This window comes from Chryseobacterium sp. 22458 (assembly GCF_052044975.1).
GTDB lineage: Bacteria > Bacteroidota > Bacteroidia > Flavobacteriales > Weeksellaceae > Chryseobacterium.
Genome location: NZ_JBQEOA010000003.1, coordinates 555,802 through 569,511 on the forward strand (window position 1 = coordinate 555,802; position 13,710 = coordinate 569,511).

The window sequence follows — 13,710 nt, forward strand, 5'->3', positions numbered from 1 at the left end:
GGGTTCTTAGCTCAGTTGGTTCAGAGCATCTGGTTTACACCCAGAGGGTCGGGGGTTCGAATCCCTCAGGACCCACAAAAATCTCTCTTTTTCAAGGGAGATTTTTTTATTTTATATCAAAGTCCCATAAGTACTTTCCTTTATATTTATTTACCTTTGCGTTCATTTCATTAACCATTTATTGAAGGAACTCCATCTCATATCATTCAACTATCCTTATCCGCCATCTTATGGTGGAATCATTGATGTATACTATAAAATTAAGGCGTTGTCTGATCTGGGAATAAAAATCCATCTTCACTGTTTTACAGATCAGATTCCTGAGATGATTGACAAGGAAATCAAAGAGATTACGGAAAATGTGTTTTTTTACCAAAAGAAAAAGAATCCGCTACTTTATCTTTCAGGAACCCCTTTCGCCGCAGGTATAAGAAATTCTGAACAGCTTCTTAAAAATCTGGAAAAAATTTCTGCTCCCATATTATTTGAAGGATTACAGACAACAGCAGTTATTAAACATCTGGAAAGTTTTCAACAGCCTTTATACCTCCGTTATCACAATAATGAAACTGAATATTACAAAGGACTTTCTTTATCGGAGAAAAATATATTCAAAAAGATCATCTACAGGATTGAGTCTTTAAAATATACCGGATATCAGAAAAAACTTTTAAAACGTTTTAAGTCCGTATTCTGCCTATCCGAAAAGGAATATAATGAAGTACAAACCTACTCGGGAAATGCAAAGCTTATCCATATTTTCCATGGAAATCAAGAGGTAAAACAGTTAAATAAAAAAGGAAAATATTTTCTTTTTCACGGAGACCTCACTACTGCTGATAACAAAAAAGCACTGGATGAGACTATTGAACTTTTTAAAAGTCTTCCGCAATATAAGCTGATTGTTGCTTCCGACCGGGCCAGCGAAGAGATTAAAAGAAAAATAGATGCTGTAGGAAATATCAGTCTCTCTCCTATTCAAACCACAGAAAACCTTCATCGTCTATTGGAGGGCGCTCATGCCAACATTCTGCTTTCTTATCAGAATTCCGGAACCAAGGTGAAGCTATTCAATACGCTTTATAACAGCCGTTTCGTTATTATTAATGAAAACATCACCGATGATCCTGCGCTGATCAGTTTATGTCTGTATGGATCTGATAAGAATCAAATTCGTCAACAGATCATTGCTGCTGCGGAAAAAGACTATGATGCTGCCGAAATCAGAAAAAAAATTTTAGAAGAAAGGCACTCTGATCAGGCCAAAGCTGAAGAAATCGTTTCGGTTATTTTTAACTATTAACCCTATCTACCACTTTCTGGATATCAAATTCTTCAAGGCATGCCCAATCGCCCCTGTAGCATTCTTTATCTCCAAAAACAGAACAGGGTCTGCAGGAAAGATCTTTTACCTGCACCACATCATCTTCACTTTGCCCAAATCCTAAAAATCCGGCATAAGGATGTGTAGCTCCCCATATGGAAATACATCGTGTTCCCATAAGACTGGCCAGGTGCATATTGGCAGAATCCATTGATATCATGAGTTCCAGCTCTGCAATTGTATTGAGCTCTTCGGTAAGATTCAGTTTTCCGGAAAGATTTTTTGTATTGGGTATCTGCTGTTCCCATTGTGCAAGGGTTTCAGTTTCTTTTTTTCCGCCTCCAAAAAAGTATACGGTATGTTTTTTGGCCAGAATTCTTGCCAGTTCATAGGATTTTTCCAGCGGGAGCATTTTACCTTTGTGCTGGGCAAAAGGAGCAAAACCAATCCCGGATTTTTGTTCTGAAACCGGTCTGAGCTTGTTAGAAAGCTCTATTTTGAATCCCATATTCCTGAAAACGTCAGCATAGCGTTCCACTGTTTTTTTCAGCTGCACTTTCTCCAGGTTCCATACATCGGTCAGATGTTCTTTTTCCTCTTTTCCTTTGTCTATTTTAAAAACCTTGAGACCCTTCCTTACATAGATCTTGTCTAATATCTTGGTCCGGATCACATCATGAAGATTAGCAATACAATCCGGATTAAATTCTTTAATCAGCTCATTACTCAGCCTTCTCAGTCCGAAGAATCCTTTATAATCATCCAGGTCAATCCCCTTGAATTTTACATTAGGAATTCCTGCAAACAGGGCTTCAAAGTTTTTCCTGGAAACCATAATGATCTCCACGCCGGGATTCTGCTCCAGAAATTCTCTGAAAACAGGTACTGTCATCGCCACATCTCCGAATGCGGAAAAACGATATGCTAAAATTCTGGTCACTATTATGATTTCAGTTGGTAGGCAACTGCATAAAACTTGATCTGCTTCGTCATTGCCATCAATCCGTTGGCTCTGGACGGCGAAAGAAACTCCTGTAAACCGATTTCTGCAATAAAATCGAAATCAGAATCCAGAATTTCCTGAGTGGAATGTCCACTGTAAATACTTACCAGAAGGGAAACAATTCCTTTTGGTAAAATCCCGTCTGAATCTGCATTAAAGAAAAGCCTGCCATCTTTAAACTCAGCATCGATCCAAACTTTACTCTGACAGCCTTTAATAAGATTTTCATCTGTTTTCCTGTCTTCCGGTAAGCCTTTCAGTTCTTTTCCAAGATCAATGATGTACTCATACTTTTGCTCCCAATCTTCAAGAAATGCAAATTCATCGATTATTTCCTGCTGTTTTTCTTTAATGGTCATTTTTAATCAAATTTCTTTATGCAAAGATAACCAATTTTGTAAAAATTATTTGTGGGATGCTTTTTCAAAAAGTTGCAGGATATTCCTTTCCTCATTTTCCCAGCAGAAGACATCTGCTGCTTTATCCAGTTCGCTGCGATAATATGGCCTTCCTCTTTCCAGAATTAAATTAATTGCTTTTTCAATCGTTTCAGGCTTATGATCGGTCACCATTTCTCCTACATTAAACTGATTTCTGATCCGCTGCATTTCAGGAAAATTAATCATCACAAGCGGTACCCTGGACTGGATATAATCACAAACTTTATTAGGAAGAGAATAATAATAGCTTACCCCGTTGTTCTCCTCAAGACTGAATCCCGCATCCGCTGTTCTGGTAACTTCCCGGAGGTTTTCCGGCTTCAGCTTTCCAAGGAAAATAACCTTATTCTGCAGGTTTTCTTTTATAACAAGCTCTTCATAATCTTTTTTCTTCGGCCCGTCACCTGCAATTTTCAGGACAGCATTGTTAATGTGATGCATGGCCACAATCATTTTTTCAATTCCTCTGGATTGATTAATGGCGCCCTGATACAAAATAATTTTAGGATGATTGTCCGGAAATTCCGGTACATTCAGGATTTTTCTCGGAATATTTCTTACGACAACAGGATTTACCTTATATTTTTCATGAAACCATTCTGCATAGCTTACACTTTCCGTCATCATAAATTCTATCCTGGGCACCAGACTTCCTTCCACCACTCTCCAGAATTTCTGTGAAAACCGGTTTTGTATGGCGGGCATTTCTGTAAAAATTTCATGGCTGTCAAAGACCAACGGAATATTCAGTTTTCTGGAAATGAGATAATTTGGCAGAAGTGCGTCAATATCATTGGCCAAAAGAATGGTGTCTTTGTCTGCTTTTTTCTTCAGAAGCTTATAAAGCTTCCAGTTGAATTCAAAATAAGCTGTTTTTAAACTTTTGGACTTCAGCTCTATTCTTGAGAATGGGTACGGACGTTCCATTTTTTCGTTCCCTCCCCAGTCATTTCCTATCAGATCGATAGAATATCCGTTATCAAACAGGGTCTTGCATACTTTTTCTATTCTCTGATCTGTATACAGGCTGCTAAAGGCTGAAACCAGTACTTTTTTCTTCATGAATCTTTCTTTCCTGCAATTAAATGATACATCTGGATGAAACAAATCAATCCGTTAGGTATGATTACCGGCCACAAAGGTTCACTAAAAAAGAAGCCATAGATGACAAAACAGATACAACCTATCATATTGACTATTCTGATTTTTCTTACATCTTTCAGTATGAAACTCAGTACGATAAAAACTGAGGCAGAATATCCGATATAAGTAGTAATTTCAGGATTCATGAGGAATTTTTAAGGATAACAAACTTAATCATTTTCAATAATATAATAAAATTTTTTGTGACATAAAGTCATTAATTGATTTTTGGTAAAATATTTGTAATTTAGATAATGAATAAAAGGTAATGTTGCCTTTGTTCTAATGAGATATATTATGGATTATAAGTTTTCACAAGGTTTGAGCCAGGTGTTCAAACAAAGCAAAAGCGAAGCTAAGAGGCTGAAAAGTGAATTTCTTAATACAGAACATCTACTTTTAGGTATTATAAAAACGGAAAACTCTGCTAAAGAAATCCTTCAAAACCTCAATGCGGATTTAACACAAATCAGAAGAAAAATTGAAACTTTAAATACAGCAAGTCTAAATCCTATTTCTGAGGAGGTTACCAATATTTCTTTCACGAAGATGGCAGATCATGCCATTAAGCGTGCAGAGTTAGAATGCCGTCAATATAAAAGCAATGAGATTAATACCGTTCACCTGCTTTTAGGTATTCTATATAAATATGAGGACCCTACTTCAAATATTCTGGGAGCTTACGATATCGACTACGAAGGAGTTTCAAGAGAGTACCAGACTATGCTTAAAAATTCCGGTCAGTCACCACAGATGAGTGCTTATGACGATGATGATGAAAGAGAGGAATTTGAGCAAATGAGAAAGCCTACAGGAAATTTAGGCTCTGCAAAAAGTAAAACGCCAACTCTGGACAACTTCGGACGGGACCTTACTTCTTTGGCAAGAGACGGAAAACTGGACCCGGTGATCGGTCGTGAAAAAGAAATTGAGAGAGTTTCTCAGATCTTATCCCGAAGAAAGAAAAACAACCCGCTTCTTATCGGGGAGCCGGGAGTTGGTAAATCTGCGATTGCAGAAGGGCTGGCTTTAAGAATTCAACAGAAAAAAGTGTCCAGGGTTCTTTACGGAAAACGTGTGATCACTTTAGACCTGGCCAGTTTAGTGGCCGGAACTAAGTATCGTGGTCAGTTTGAGGAAAGAATGAAGGCCATCATGACCGAGCTGGAGAAAAACAGGGATGTGATCTTATTTATTGATGAGCTTCACACCATCGTGGGTGCAGGAAGTTCTACAGGAAGTTTAGATGCCTCCAATATGTTTAAACCTGCTTTGGCAAGAGGGGAAATTCAATGCATCGGGGCTACCACACTGGATGAATACCGTCAGTATATTGAGAAAGACGGTGCTTTGGAAAGAAGATTCCAGAAAGTAATGGTAGAACCTACTTCTATTGATGAAACCATTCAGATCCTGAACCAGATCAAAGATAAGTATGAAGAACACCACAATGTAATTTATACTCCGGAAGCCATTGCAGCGTGTGTCAATCTGACATCGAGATATATTACGGACCGTTTCCTACCGGACAAAGCGATTGATGCGATGGACGAGGCTGGTTCAAGGGTATACATCAAGAACATGAAAGTTCCTACCGAGATCATTGATTTTGAAAAGAAAATCGAAGAGATCAAAGAATTGAAGCAAAAAGCAGTAAAGGCTCAGGATTATCTTGAGGCAAGAAAGCTTAAGGATGAAGAGGAACGTCTTCAGATGGAACTGAATGCCGCCCAGGAAAAATGGGATAAGGATGTAAAGGAGAAAAAAGAAACCGTAAGTGAAGAAAATGTAGCGGAAGTGGTTTCTATGATGAGTGGTGTTCCTGTAACGAAAGTTGGTAAGAACGAGCTTGACAAATTAGCTCAGATGGATGAAAAGCTAAACGGAAAAGTTATTGGTCAGGAAGATGCTGTGAAGAAAGTCGTTAAAGCTATTCAGAGAAACAGAGCAGGTCTTAAAGATCCTAACCGCCCTATCGGTACATTTATCTTCCTTGGTACAACAGGGGTTGGTAAAACTGAGCTGGCTAAGGTAATGGCGAGAGAACTTTTTGAATCCGATGAATCTCTTATCCGAATTGATATGAGTGAATACATGGAGAAATTCGCCGTATCAAGGCTGGTAGGTGCGCCTCCGGGATACGTTGGATACGAAGAAGGTGGACAATTGACAGAAGCGGTAAGAAGAAAACCTTATGCTGTAGTTCTTTTGGATGAGATTGAAAAAGCTCACCCGGATGTATTCAATATCCTGTTACAGATTTTGGATGAAGGACACGTTACAGACAGCCTGGGTAGAAAAATCGACTTCAGAAACACGATCATTATTCTTACTTCAAACATCGGAACCAGAGATCTTAAAGACTTTGGAGACGGTGTAGGATTTGGAACCTCAGCTAAAAAAACAACCTCAGATTCCAGAGCAAGAAGCACTATTGAAAATGCACTTAAAAAAGCATTTGCTCCTGAATTCTTAAACAGAATTGATGACATTGTGATCTTCAACTCTCTTGTACAGGATGATATCAAGAAAATCATTGATATTGAACTGAACAAACTGTATGGCAGACTTGAAAAATTAGGCTATAAAGTGGAATTAACCGAAGATGCGAAAAACTTTATTTCAGAAAAAGGATGGGATAAAGACTTTGGTGCAAGACCACTGAAGAGAGCGATACAGAAGTATATTGAGGATTTATTGGCAGAAATGCTGGTAAACAAACAACTGAACGAAGGGGAAACTGTAGTTCTTGACCTTAATGAAGCGAAAGACGGATTGGTTGGAAAAACGCAGAAAGCGAAAAAAACAACTGAAAAGTCACAATCGTAATACAATAATATAATAATAAAAAAAGCATCGGGAGTTTTTCTTCCGGTGCTTTTGTTATTCCGCTTAAAAAGTACTGTAACCCTTATAATTCGGAATCAAATATTCCCGTTCAGATCAGTGGTATACCATGAAAAGTTTATATATTGAGAGGATATTAGCTGTCAGTAAGTAAAGCAGACAAGACTCCTGTAAAGAATTTTAAACTTATCATCAGGAAATAATGAATGCCCCGGAAATTTCCGGGGCATTTTCTATATTGCCAGATTTTTAATGTATTTGTTAACGGCCGGGATTCTTTAAAGCCCAACCACAAACCCTATATTAGGTACTAATCCGCTTGAGAATACACTTGATCTTTCTTTCCAGAGAACATTGTACATCAGCCCCAGCTGTAGAAAAGAATTGTTTCCTATCCTCTGCATATAACCTCCTCCAAGATATAATGCGTTTTCTTCTCTGCTGTCTTTATAATCGTAAAATTTATCTTTATAATTGATAAAATAATGCTGGAAGTTGGCACTTAAAAAAAACGACCTTGCAAAGTAATAGTTGGCAAAAGGGCCTACCCCGAACATGGTGGATGAATGATAGTCAGACGTTTGCCACGTGATACTACCGGCTGCCCCTCCTTCAAGATCATCGGTAATTCTGTAACCCACTCTTGGGGAAGCCTGCAGGCTAAATGAGCTGTTGCTTCCAAATCCGACACCAATTCCGCCACCGAAGGTCCATCGGTTGTTTCCCTGTGAGGGCACCCCTACTGAAACCTGGGAAAATACTGACCCTGAAGCGATCAGCATCATAGAAATAATAAACTTTTTCATATATACTATTTTATTTTGTCTGGCTATATTTTAAAAATCACCTCTATTTTACCTGTTTATTAAATTTTTAAAACATAATTTACAGTGATTGTACAATTAAAATCGTTTTTATCAATGTTTAAAAATATGGTTTTTTTACGAATTTTTTAATTGTATTTTTGCCGCATCAAACTAAGAACTCCCGTTAAGAGTTTCGTAAAATTGAAATACAATGAAAATAGTAGTAGGCCTCTCCGGAGGTGTAGACTCCAGTGTTACAGCATATTTGCTACAACAACAGGGCCATGAAGTGGTGGCTTTGTTTATGAGAAACTGGAATGATGCTTCGGTAACATTAGAAGATGAATGTCCGTGGATTGAGGATAGTAATGATGCCCTTATGGTAGCTCAGAAGCTTGGAATTCCTTTCCAGGTGATTGATATGAGTGACCTTTATAAGGAACGTATCGTTGATTATATGTTTGCCGAGTATGAAAAAGGAAGAACCCCGAATCCGGATGTTTTGTGTAACAGAGAAGTAAAATTTGATGTTTTCATGAAGACAGCTATGTCTTTGGGAGCCGATAAGGTAGCCACAGGGCATTATGCAAGGGTAAACTCAACTTTTGATGAAAACGGTAAAGAAATTTTTCACCTGCTTGCCGGAAAGGATAACAATAAAGACCAGTCTTATTTCCTTTGCCAGCTTAGCCAGGATCAGCTGTCTAAGGCGTTGTTTCCTATCGGAGAGCTTACCAAGCCTCAGGTAAGGGAAATTGCAAAAGAAATCGGTCTGGTAACAGCTGATAAAAAAGATTCTCAGGGATTGTGCTTTATCGGAAAGGTAAGTCTTCCTCAGTTCTTACAGCAGCAATTGAAACCTAATGAGGGGGAAATTGTAGAAATTTTCAAAGATTCGCCTTTGTTTGCCGAAGAACAGCCTGCATTTTCATCCAAAGAAGAAGAACTTGAATTCCTATCAAGGAAAATCAATTATAAAAAAGCCGATGGAAAAGTGATTGGAAAGCATCAGGGCGCCCAGTTTTTCACGATTGGACAAAGTAAAGGTCTTGGAATCGGTGGACACAAAGAAAGCTGTTTTATCATATCCAGAGATATGGAAAACAATATTCTTTTTGTAGGTGAAGGAAACCATTTCCCGGGACTTTTCAAAAAAGCTTTGAAGATTGACAATTCTGAGCTGCACTGGGTACGTGAAGATATGAGACTTCAAAACGGAGAGTCTATGGAAGTAATGGCCAGATTCAGATACAGGCAGCCATTGCAGAAAGCAACCCTTTATCAGTTTGAGAATGCTTTTTATATAGAATTTGATGAACCTCAGTCTGCGATTGCTGAAGGACAGTTTGCATCATGGTATATTGATGAGGAGCTTATCGGAAGCGGCGTAATTTCATAGGATTAAAAGCAGGATATAGGATCTGAAGACCAGCTTAAAAATATTTTTTAAATTTTTCTGTAACGTATTGTAAGTTGTCATACTTACTGAGTAAAGAACAATAAAAATATCATTATGAAAAATTCTGTATCCTCCAGCCGGTATGTTTATATCTACAATCTCCTGATCACTGTAACAGCTGCTCTTTTTGGCTATTATTTTTATCATGTCATTGTACATCCGGATCTTTCCAATATTGCGTTAAGTCTTATTCTGGTTGTTCTGACCTCTGTAATGGTCCGGAAATTCAGTTCTGATAAGATCAAGACCCAACAAAATAATAATCAATTGCAATAGAAAATATAAAGCCCGAAGCAACTTTGTTTCGGGTTTGTTTCTGATATCAATGCTTTATGTTATCCTTTACATCAGATAACTTAAACATCAGCATCACAATACATTCTCCTATGAGGATCATAACTAAAAACCCGACCGGTTTTTCTAACAGTATTCCTCTGATCAGTTTTATGATTCCGAGTAAGAAAATGAACAATGCAAAATAGAAGGTTGTTGTTGAAATACTTTCTTTCAATGATTTTAAAATAAATCCCGAGAGATAAAAGCCAAGTATAAGAATGAGATAAAACTTCAGAAACCCGGGCCCTGTCAGGATGACCGGATTAAAGGTGTGGAATTCTATGAAAAGCCAGATAAAGCTTATTACCACCGGAATAGAATGAATGATTAGTTTTTTCATGATGATTATTTTTAATATTTCGCTTTTTATCCGCCACAGCCGCCGCAACCACCACAGCCACCGCAGCCGCCGCCACAACTACCTCCGCCACTACAACTCGAGCCACCACTACAACTGCTCCCTCCATCATTGTTTTGTTTATCTTTTTTATGCATATCCGAAACCTCATTGTCTCCTAGTATTACTGATATTCCCGTCAGAATAAAAATAGTTGCGAATACAACTGCCGTAGTCAGCAACCCTGTAAAACCCGCTCCTTCCGTACAAGAATGTAGCAGCAGTAAAATAAGAACCGGCAAGACAACAGCTATTCTTTTCAACCAGGATCTTAATTTGTTTTTTTTCGTAAGCTCTTCCCAGATTTCTTCAGGAGCTTTCTGCTGAAACACTTCCCGGTAACTTTCCAATGTATTTTTAAACCAGTTCTGATGTTTATCCTTCTCCATTGTTCCTCCTTTTGAAGGATGGTGATGCAGGGGTCTTTTTAAAATATTAGGGCAGAACTCCTCCCAGTAGCTCTGGGTATAGATCAGGTGCATATGCCATACTTTATCTACTATCTTGCTTGGCGAGGCTCCGTTGGGAAGAATACAGCAGAGGTAAACAAACTTTTTATATTCTTCGATGGCTTTCCGGGTAAAATCAAGGCTCCAGTTTTCTTCTTTTGCCAGCTTTTTCGAAAAAGGAAAATCAGCATCCGGAGCGTCCAGTGAAAATCCCTGAATTCTGTTCCAAAGGGACTCATCTTTTAATAACATTTTTGTTTCCATTGTTCTAACTTTTTTCTACTCAAATATCTATGGATTCTTTAATATAAAAGTCTCTCAAAAATCTTTTTTGGTTTGATAAAAATCTTAAATTAGTCTTACAAAACAGAATCAATGAAAAAAGAAGATATCCTGCATCTTGAGAAGCTGATGAACTTCTTAAGCAGGCAGTTTTTAAAGAAAAACCATTGGGAAGATGTTACCAAAACCGAATGGTCTTATATCTGTGCAGAGCTTAATGAACTTATTATCAATGATCATTCGGATAAAGAAATAAAGAAAGAGCCTGATCTTCTGGGTAACAATTACCTGTATGAACATTTGATTATCAACAAATTAAAAAAGTTTAAGCAAAATGAAAATGCTGTTTTAAGCAGACCTAATCTTGCTAAATTAAGCCTGATTGTCAAAGTGTTGGGATATTCAAATTATATTGATTTCATCAATTCCAATACGGAAGCTTTTAATTTCAATGATCTCAGGATTGATATGAATAATGTAAGCATGAATACTGCCCTTTTGGACCGTTTGATAGGCTGCTGGTATTCTTATAACAGGAATCTCCCGGAAAACCCGACACAGGCCAAAGAAGACCGGATATGGCGCTCTGCGATGGAAATTTATAAGTCTGAAACCACAGGAGAATATTTCATTGAAAGAAGTGGCGGTGATCATCATAAGTATTTCGGGAAAGTAACGGCTTATTCGGATTATGTTTTTATTATCATGAACAGCAATACATTCATCCGCCAAAGACATTTTATATCAAGAATAAAAGATATTAAGGAAAAGCTCAAAAATCCGGATTATAAACTTCACGAGCTTCACTTCATCAGTACGTGCATCAGCTTCAATCAGGAACCTATTGCTTTATTTGAGATCTTCAGAAAAGCAGACCGGAAAACTTTTATTTCCGATTCCATAAGCCTTCCCATAGACAGTGATGAGATTCCTGAATCTATTTTAAAACAACTTGAAGACACTGAATCTAACAGGATTGATTACAGGTAGTTGGCCACAGTTTCATGCACATTTTAATTTATCTTATGCCTGGAATATCTTTAAGCTTTTAAAATCAACACTTTAGTATAATAATTCCCTAACTTGATAGTTCTAATTATGAACCTCAATCATCTTGCTATGGAATATTATGAATTGTATGAAGTTTTGAAGCACCATTTTGATTCCGGAAAAGAGATTGAGGAAATCAAGGATTTGAATGTAACGATTGAGGCCATTCCATTTACCTCTAAGGTTTCAGATTTACTTCAGGGGTCAGAAAATCAGAGTTGCCCCCAACATCATCAGCCCCTGAAAAGCAATGAAAACTCATATCTGCTGTATCATCAGCCTTCTGTAGACATTAAAGATTCTGATATCGCATGCAACAAAAATTTCGAGTATTATATCCTTAAAAGGGCTGACGTAGAAACCGCCAAAGGGTGCATTATCTTTTTCCATGGTTTGAATGAAAAAAAATGGGATAAATATCTTCCTTGGGCTTATGAACTGGCACAGAAGACTCATAAAGCGGTTATCCTGTTTCCCATTGCCTTTCATATGGACCGTGCGGAAGCCATCTGGAGTGACCGTCACCACATGATGGAAATTGTAAAATTCAGAAAAGGAAAATACCCGGAAAATACACATTTTTCTTATGTAAATGCTGCTATAAGCTCCAGACTGGAAGCACATCCACAGAGAATTTTCTGGTCAGGATTTCAAACCTATTCGGATATTATTGAAGTGGTAAAAGAAATTAAAAGCAATGCCATTAAAAGTATTTCTCCGGATGCAAAGCTGGATCTGTTTGGATATTCTATTGGCTCGTTTCTGTCTCTGATTATCAAAATGGCAGATCCTCATCATTTTTTTACTGAATCGAAAGTTTTCTGTTTTTGCGGTGGAATGACGATTGACCGGATGTTTCCCATCTCCAAATACATTATGGATTCTCAGGCCACCATCAAAATGCAGTCTGTTTTCACAGAGTTATTGAGTTCGGATTTTAAATTTGATCAACGACTGAAACATTATCAGGATGATATACTCCATCCGCAGGAAAGCTGGTTCAAAAAGATGCTCCGGTACAATTATTTTCAAAGTGAAAGGGAGGAAAGAATTCAGGAAATCCGGTATCAGATCAAAGCTTATGTATTGGAAAGAGACGAGGTAGCTCCTCCTATAGAAGCTTTAAATACGCTGCAGGGCGGCTACAGGAAGATTGACGTAGAAGTTGAAGTACAGGATTTTCCTTATGACTATTCTCACATGGTTCCCTTTCCCCTGACTCATAAACACAAAACTGCGGTAACACAAGCCTTCCAACAGTTTATAAAATCTGCCTGTGATTTTTACAGCAGCTGATGATCAGGGTTGAAAAATGGAGAGAAAAAGCCTGAGAAGTAATAATAAGAGTTCCATGGTTGTTTTTTGGTAATGTATTTAACTCACGAGCCAGTCTTTAAAATCTTTGACACGGTCTCTGCTTACCGTAATTTCTTCCTGAGGCTGAAAATCAAGTTCTACCTTATAATACGGTGAGGTGTGAATGTTTTTGATATGGTCTGAACTGATGATAAACTGTCTGTTGACTCTGAAAAACTTTTTATCATCCAGCACCTCTTCCAGCTCATCCAGTGTAAAATCTGACGGATAAGCACGATCTTCTGTCTGAAGATAGACAATCTTGTTTTCACTGAAAAAACAGCTTATTTCCGGCGTCTGAATAATTTTCAGATTATATCCTATTTTCACCAGAACTCTGGAAAGAATGGATTTTTCTTTTCTGATCAGCTGTTTGATATCCTGCGATCCAATGTCATGGCCGGAAGGAATAAAAGATTTGAACTTCTCTACTGCTGCTGTCAGATCCTCTTCAAGAATGGGTTTAAGAAGATAATCGATGCTGTTGAGTTTAAAAGCTTTTAAGGTATACTGATCAAATGCAGTCGTATAGATGATAAAGCCTTTGGTAGGGACTTTTTCAAAGATATCGAAAGACAGGCCATCCCCCAGAACAATGTCTGAAAAGATGAGCTGGGGGTGATCGTTTTCAGAAAACCAGGCCACTCCTTCTTCTACTGATTCTATTTTACCAACTACCTCAATATCAGAAAAATTACTCAGCATTCGCTCTAATTTCCTTGAAGCAGGTTTTTCATCTTCAATAATGACAGTTTTGATCATTGAGTCTACAGTTTTAGTTTTAAAATTCCGGAAATAAAATTAGATAAAAACAGGCA

General features: G+C 37.8%; 14 protein-coding genes and 1 tRNA gene. 7 read left to right on the plus strand and 8 right to left on the minus strand.

The features are described from left to right. Positions 1-75, plus strand: a tRNA-Val gene (locus ACTJJF_RS13460). Positions 76-181: 106 nt separating this feature from the next. Then, positions 182-1,303: a hypothetical protein gene (locus tag ACTJJF_RS13465; RefSeq protein ID WP_440699973.1), complete on the plus strand. Its 1,122-nt coding sequence runs from the start codon at positions 182-184 to the stop codon at positions 1,301-1,303. Here the strand turns inward: ACTJJF_RS13465 and ACTJJF_RS13470 are convergent. The 4 genes from ACTJJF_RS13470 to ACTJJF_RS13485 are packed head-to-tail and all read right to left on the minus strand — an operon-like array spanning position 1,293 to position 4,056. After that, positions 1,293-2,264, minus strand: a complete 972-nt coding sequence (locus tag ACTJJF_RS13470; protein WP_312297454.1) for a glycosyltransferase family 9 protein — start codon at positions 2,262-2,264, stop codon at positions 1,293-1,295. The two genes, ACTJJF_RS13465 and ACTJJF_RS13470, sit on opposite strands and share 11 nt — an antisense overlap. A gap of 2 nt (positions 2,265-2,266) precedes the next feature. Continuing rightward, positions 2,267-2,686: a SufE family protein gene (locus ACTJJF_RS13475; protein ID WP_312297455.1), complete on the minus strand. Its 420-nt coding sequence runs from the start codon at positions 2,684-2,686 to the stop codon at positions 2,267-2,269. Between the two features lie 45 nt (positions 2,687-2,731). Beyond that, a complete protein-coding gene (locus ACTJJF_RS13480; protein ID WP_440699974.1) occupies positions 2,732-3,829 on the minus strand; it encodes a glycosyltransferase in 1,098 nt (365 codons plus the stop codon). After that, positions 3,826-4,056, minus strand: coding sequence for a uroporphyrinogen decarboxylase (locus ACTJJF_RS13485; protein WP_440699975.1), 231 nt, complete (start codon positions 4,054-4,056; stop codon positions 3,826-3,828). Before ACTJJF_RS13485 ends, ACTJJF_RS13480 begins: the two co-directional genes overlap by 4 nt. A gap of 151 nt (positions 4,057-4,207) precedes the next feature. Here ACTJJF_RS13485 and ACTJJF_RS13490 point away from each other — a divergent pair, with 151 nt between their 5' ends. Continuing rightward, positions 4,208-6,739, plus strand: a complete 2,532-nt coding sequence (locus tag ACTJJF_RS13490; RefSeq protein ID WP_065400403.1) for an ATP-dependent Clp protease ATP-binding subunit — start codon at positions 4,208-4,210, stop codon at positions 6,737-6,739. Positions 6,740-7,035: 296 nt separating this feature from the next. On the opposite strand, the gene ACTJJF_RS13495 is transcribed toward ACTJJF_RS13490, so the two are convergent. Continuing rightward, positions 7,036-7,563 (minus strand): hypothetical protein, encoded by a 528-nt coding sequence (locus tag ACTJJF_RS13495; protein WP_440699976.1) that lies wholly within the window; start codon positions 7,561-7,563, stop codon positions 7,036-7,038. Positions 7,564-7,774: 211 nt separating this feature from the next. Between ACTJJF_RS13495 and mnmA the strand changes: the two genes are divergently transcribed. Together mnmA and ACTJJF_RS13505 are read left to right on the plus strand one after the other, a co-directional pair. Continuing rightward, entirely contained in the window at positions 7,775-8,962 is a 1,188-nt protein-coding gene (mnmA, locus tag ACTJJF_RS13500) for a tRNA 2-thiouridine(34) synthase MnmA (protein ID WP_440699977.1), read from the plus strand. A 114-nt stretch (positions 8,963-9,076) separates the two neighbouring features. Then, positions 9,077-9,298, plus strand: coding sequence for a hypothetical protein (locus tag ACTJJF_RS13505; protein ID WP_440699978.1), 222 nt, complete (start codon positions 9,077-9,079; stop codon positions 9,296-9,298). Positions 9,299-9,344: 46 nt separating this feature from the next. On the opposite strand, the gene ACTJJF_RS13510 is transcribed toward ACTJJF_RS13505, so the two are convergent. Continuing rightward, positions 9,345-9,698 (minus strand): hypothetical protein, encoded by a 354-nt coding sequence (locus tag ACTJJF_RS13510; protein WP_440699979.1) that lies wholly within the window; start codon positions 9,696-9,698, stop codon positions 9,345-9,347. 26 nt (positions 9,699-9,724) lie between these two features. Further along, complete coding sequence (locus ACTJJF_RS13515; RefSeq protein ID WP_440699980.1) at positions 9,725-10,468, minus strand: glycine-rich domain-containing protein; 744 nt, start codon at positions 10,466-10,468, stop codon at positions 9,725-9,727. Between the two features lie 111 nt (positions 10,469-10,579). On the opposite strand from ACTJJF_RS13515, the gene ACTJJF_RS13520 reads away from it, so the two are divergent. Then, positions 10,580-11,476, plus strand: coding sequence for a hypothetical protein (locus ACTJJF_RS13520; RefSeq protein WP_312297466.1), 897 nt, complete (start codon positions 10,580-10,582; stop codon positions 11,474-11,476). Positions 11,477-11,605: 129 nt separating this feature from the next. Next, positions 11,606-12,832, plus strand: coding sequence for a DUF6051 family protein (locus ACTJJF_RS13525; RefSeq protein WP_440700075.1), 1,227 nt, complete (start codon positions 11,606-11,608; stop codon positions 12,830-12,832). A gap of 78 nt (positions 12,833-12,910) precedes the next feature. On the opposite strand, the gene ACTJJF_RS13530 is transcribed toward ACTJJF_RS13525, so the two are convergent. Beyond that, positions 12,911-13,654 carry a LytR/AlgR family response regulator transcription factor gene (locus ACTJJF_RS13530; protein ID WP_440699981.1) on the minus strand — a complete coding sequence of 248 codons (744 nt, stop codon included), beginning with the start codon at positions 13,652-13,654 and terminating at the stop codon, positions 12,911-12,913. Between the last annotated feature and the right edge of the window lie 56 nt (positions 13,655-13,710).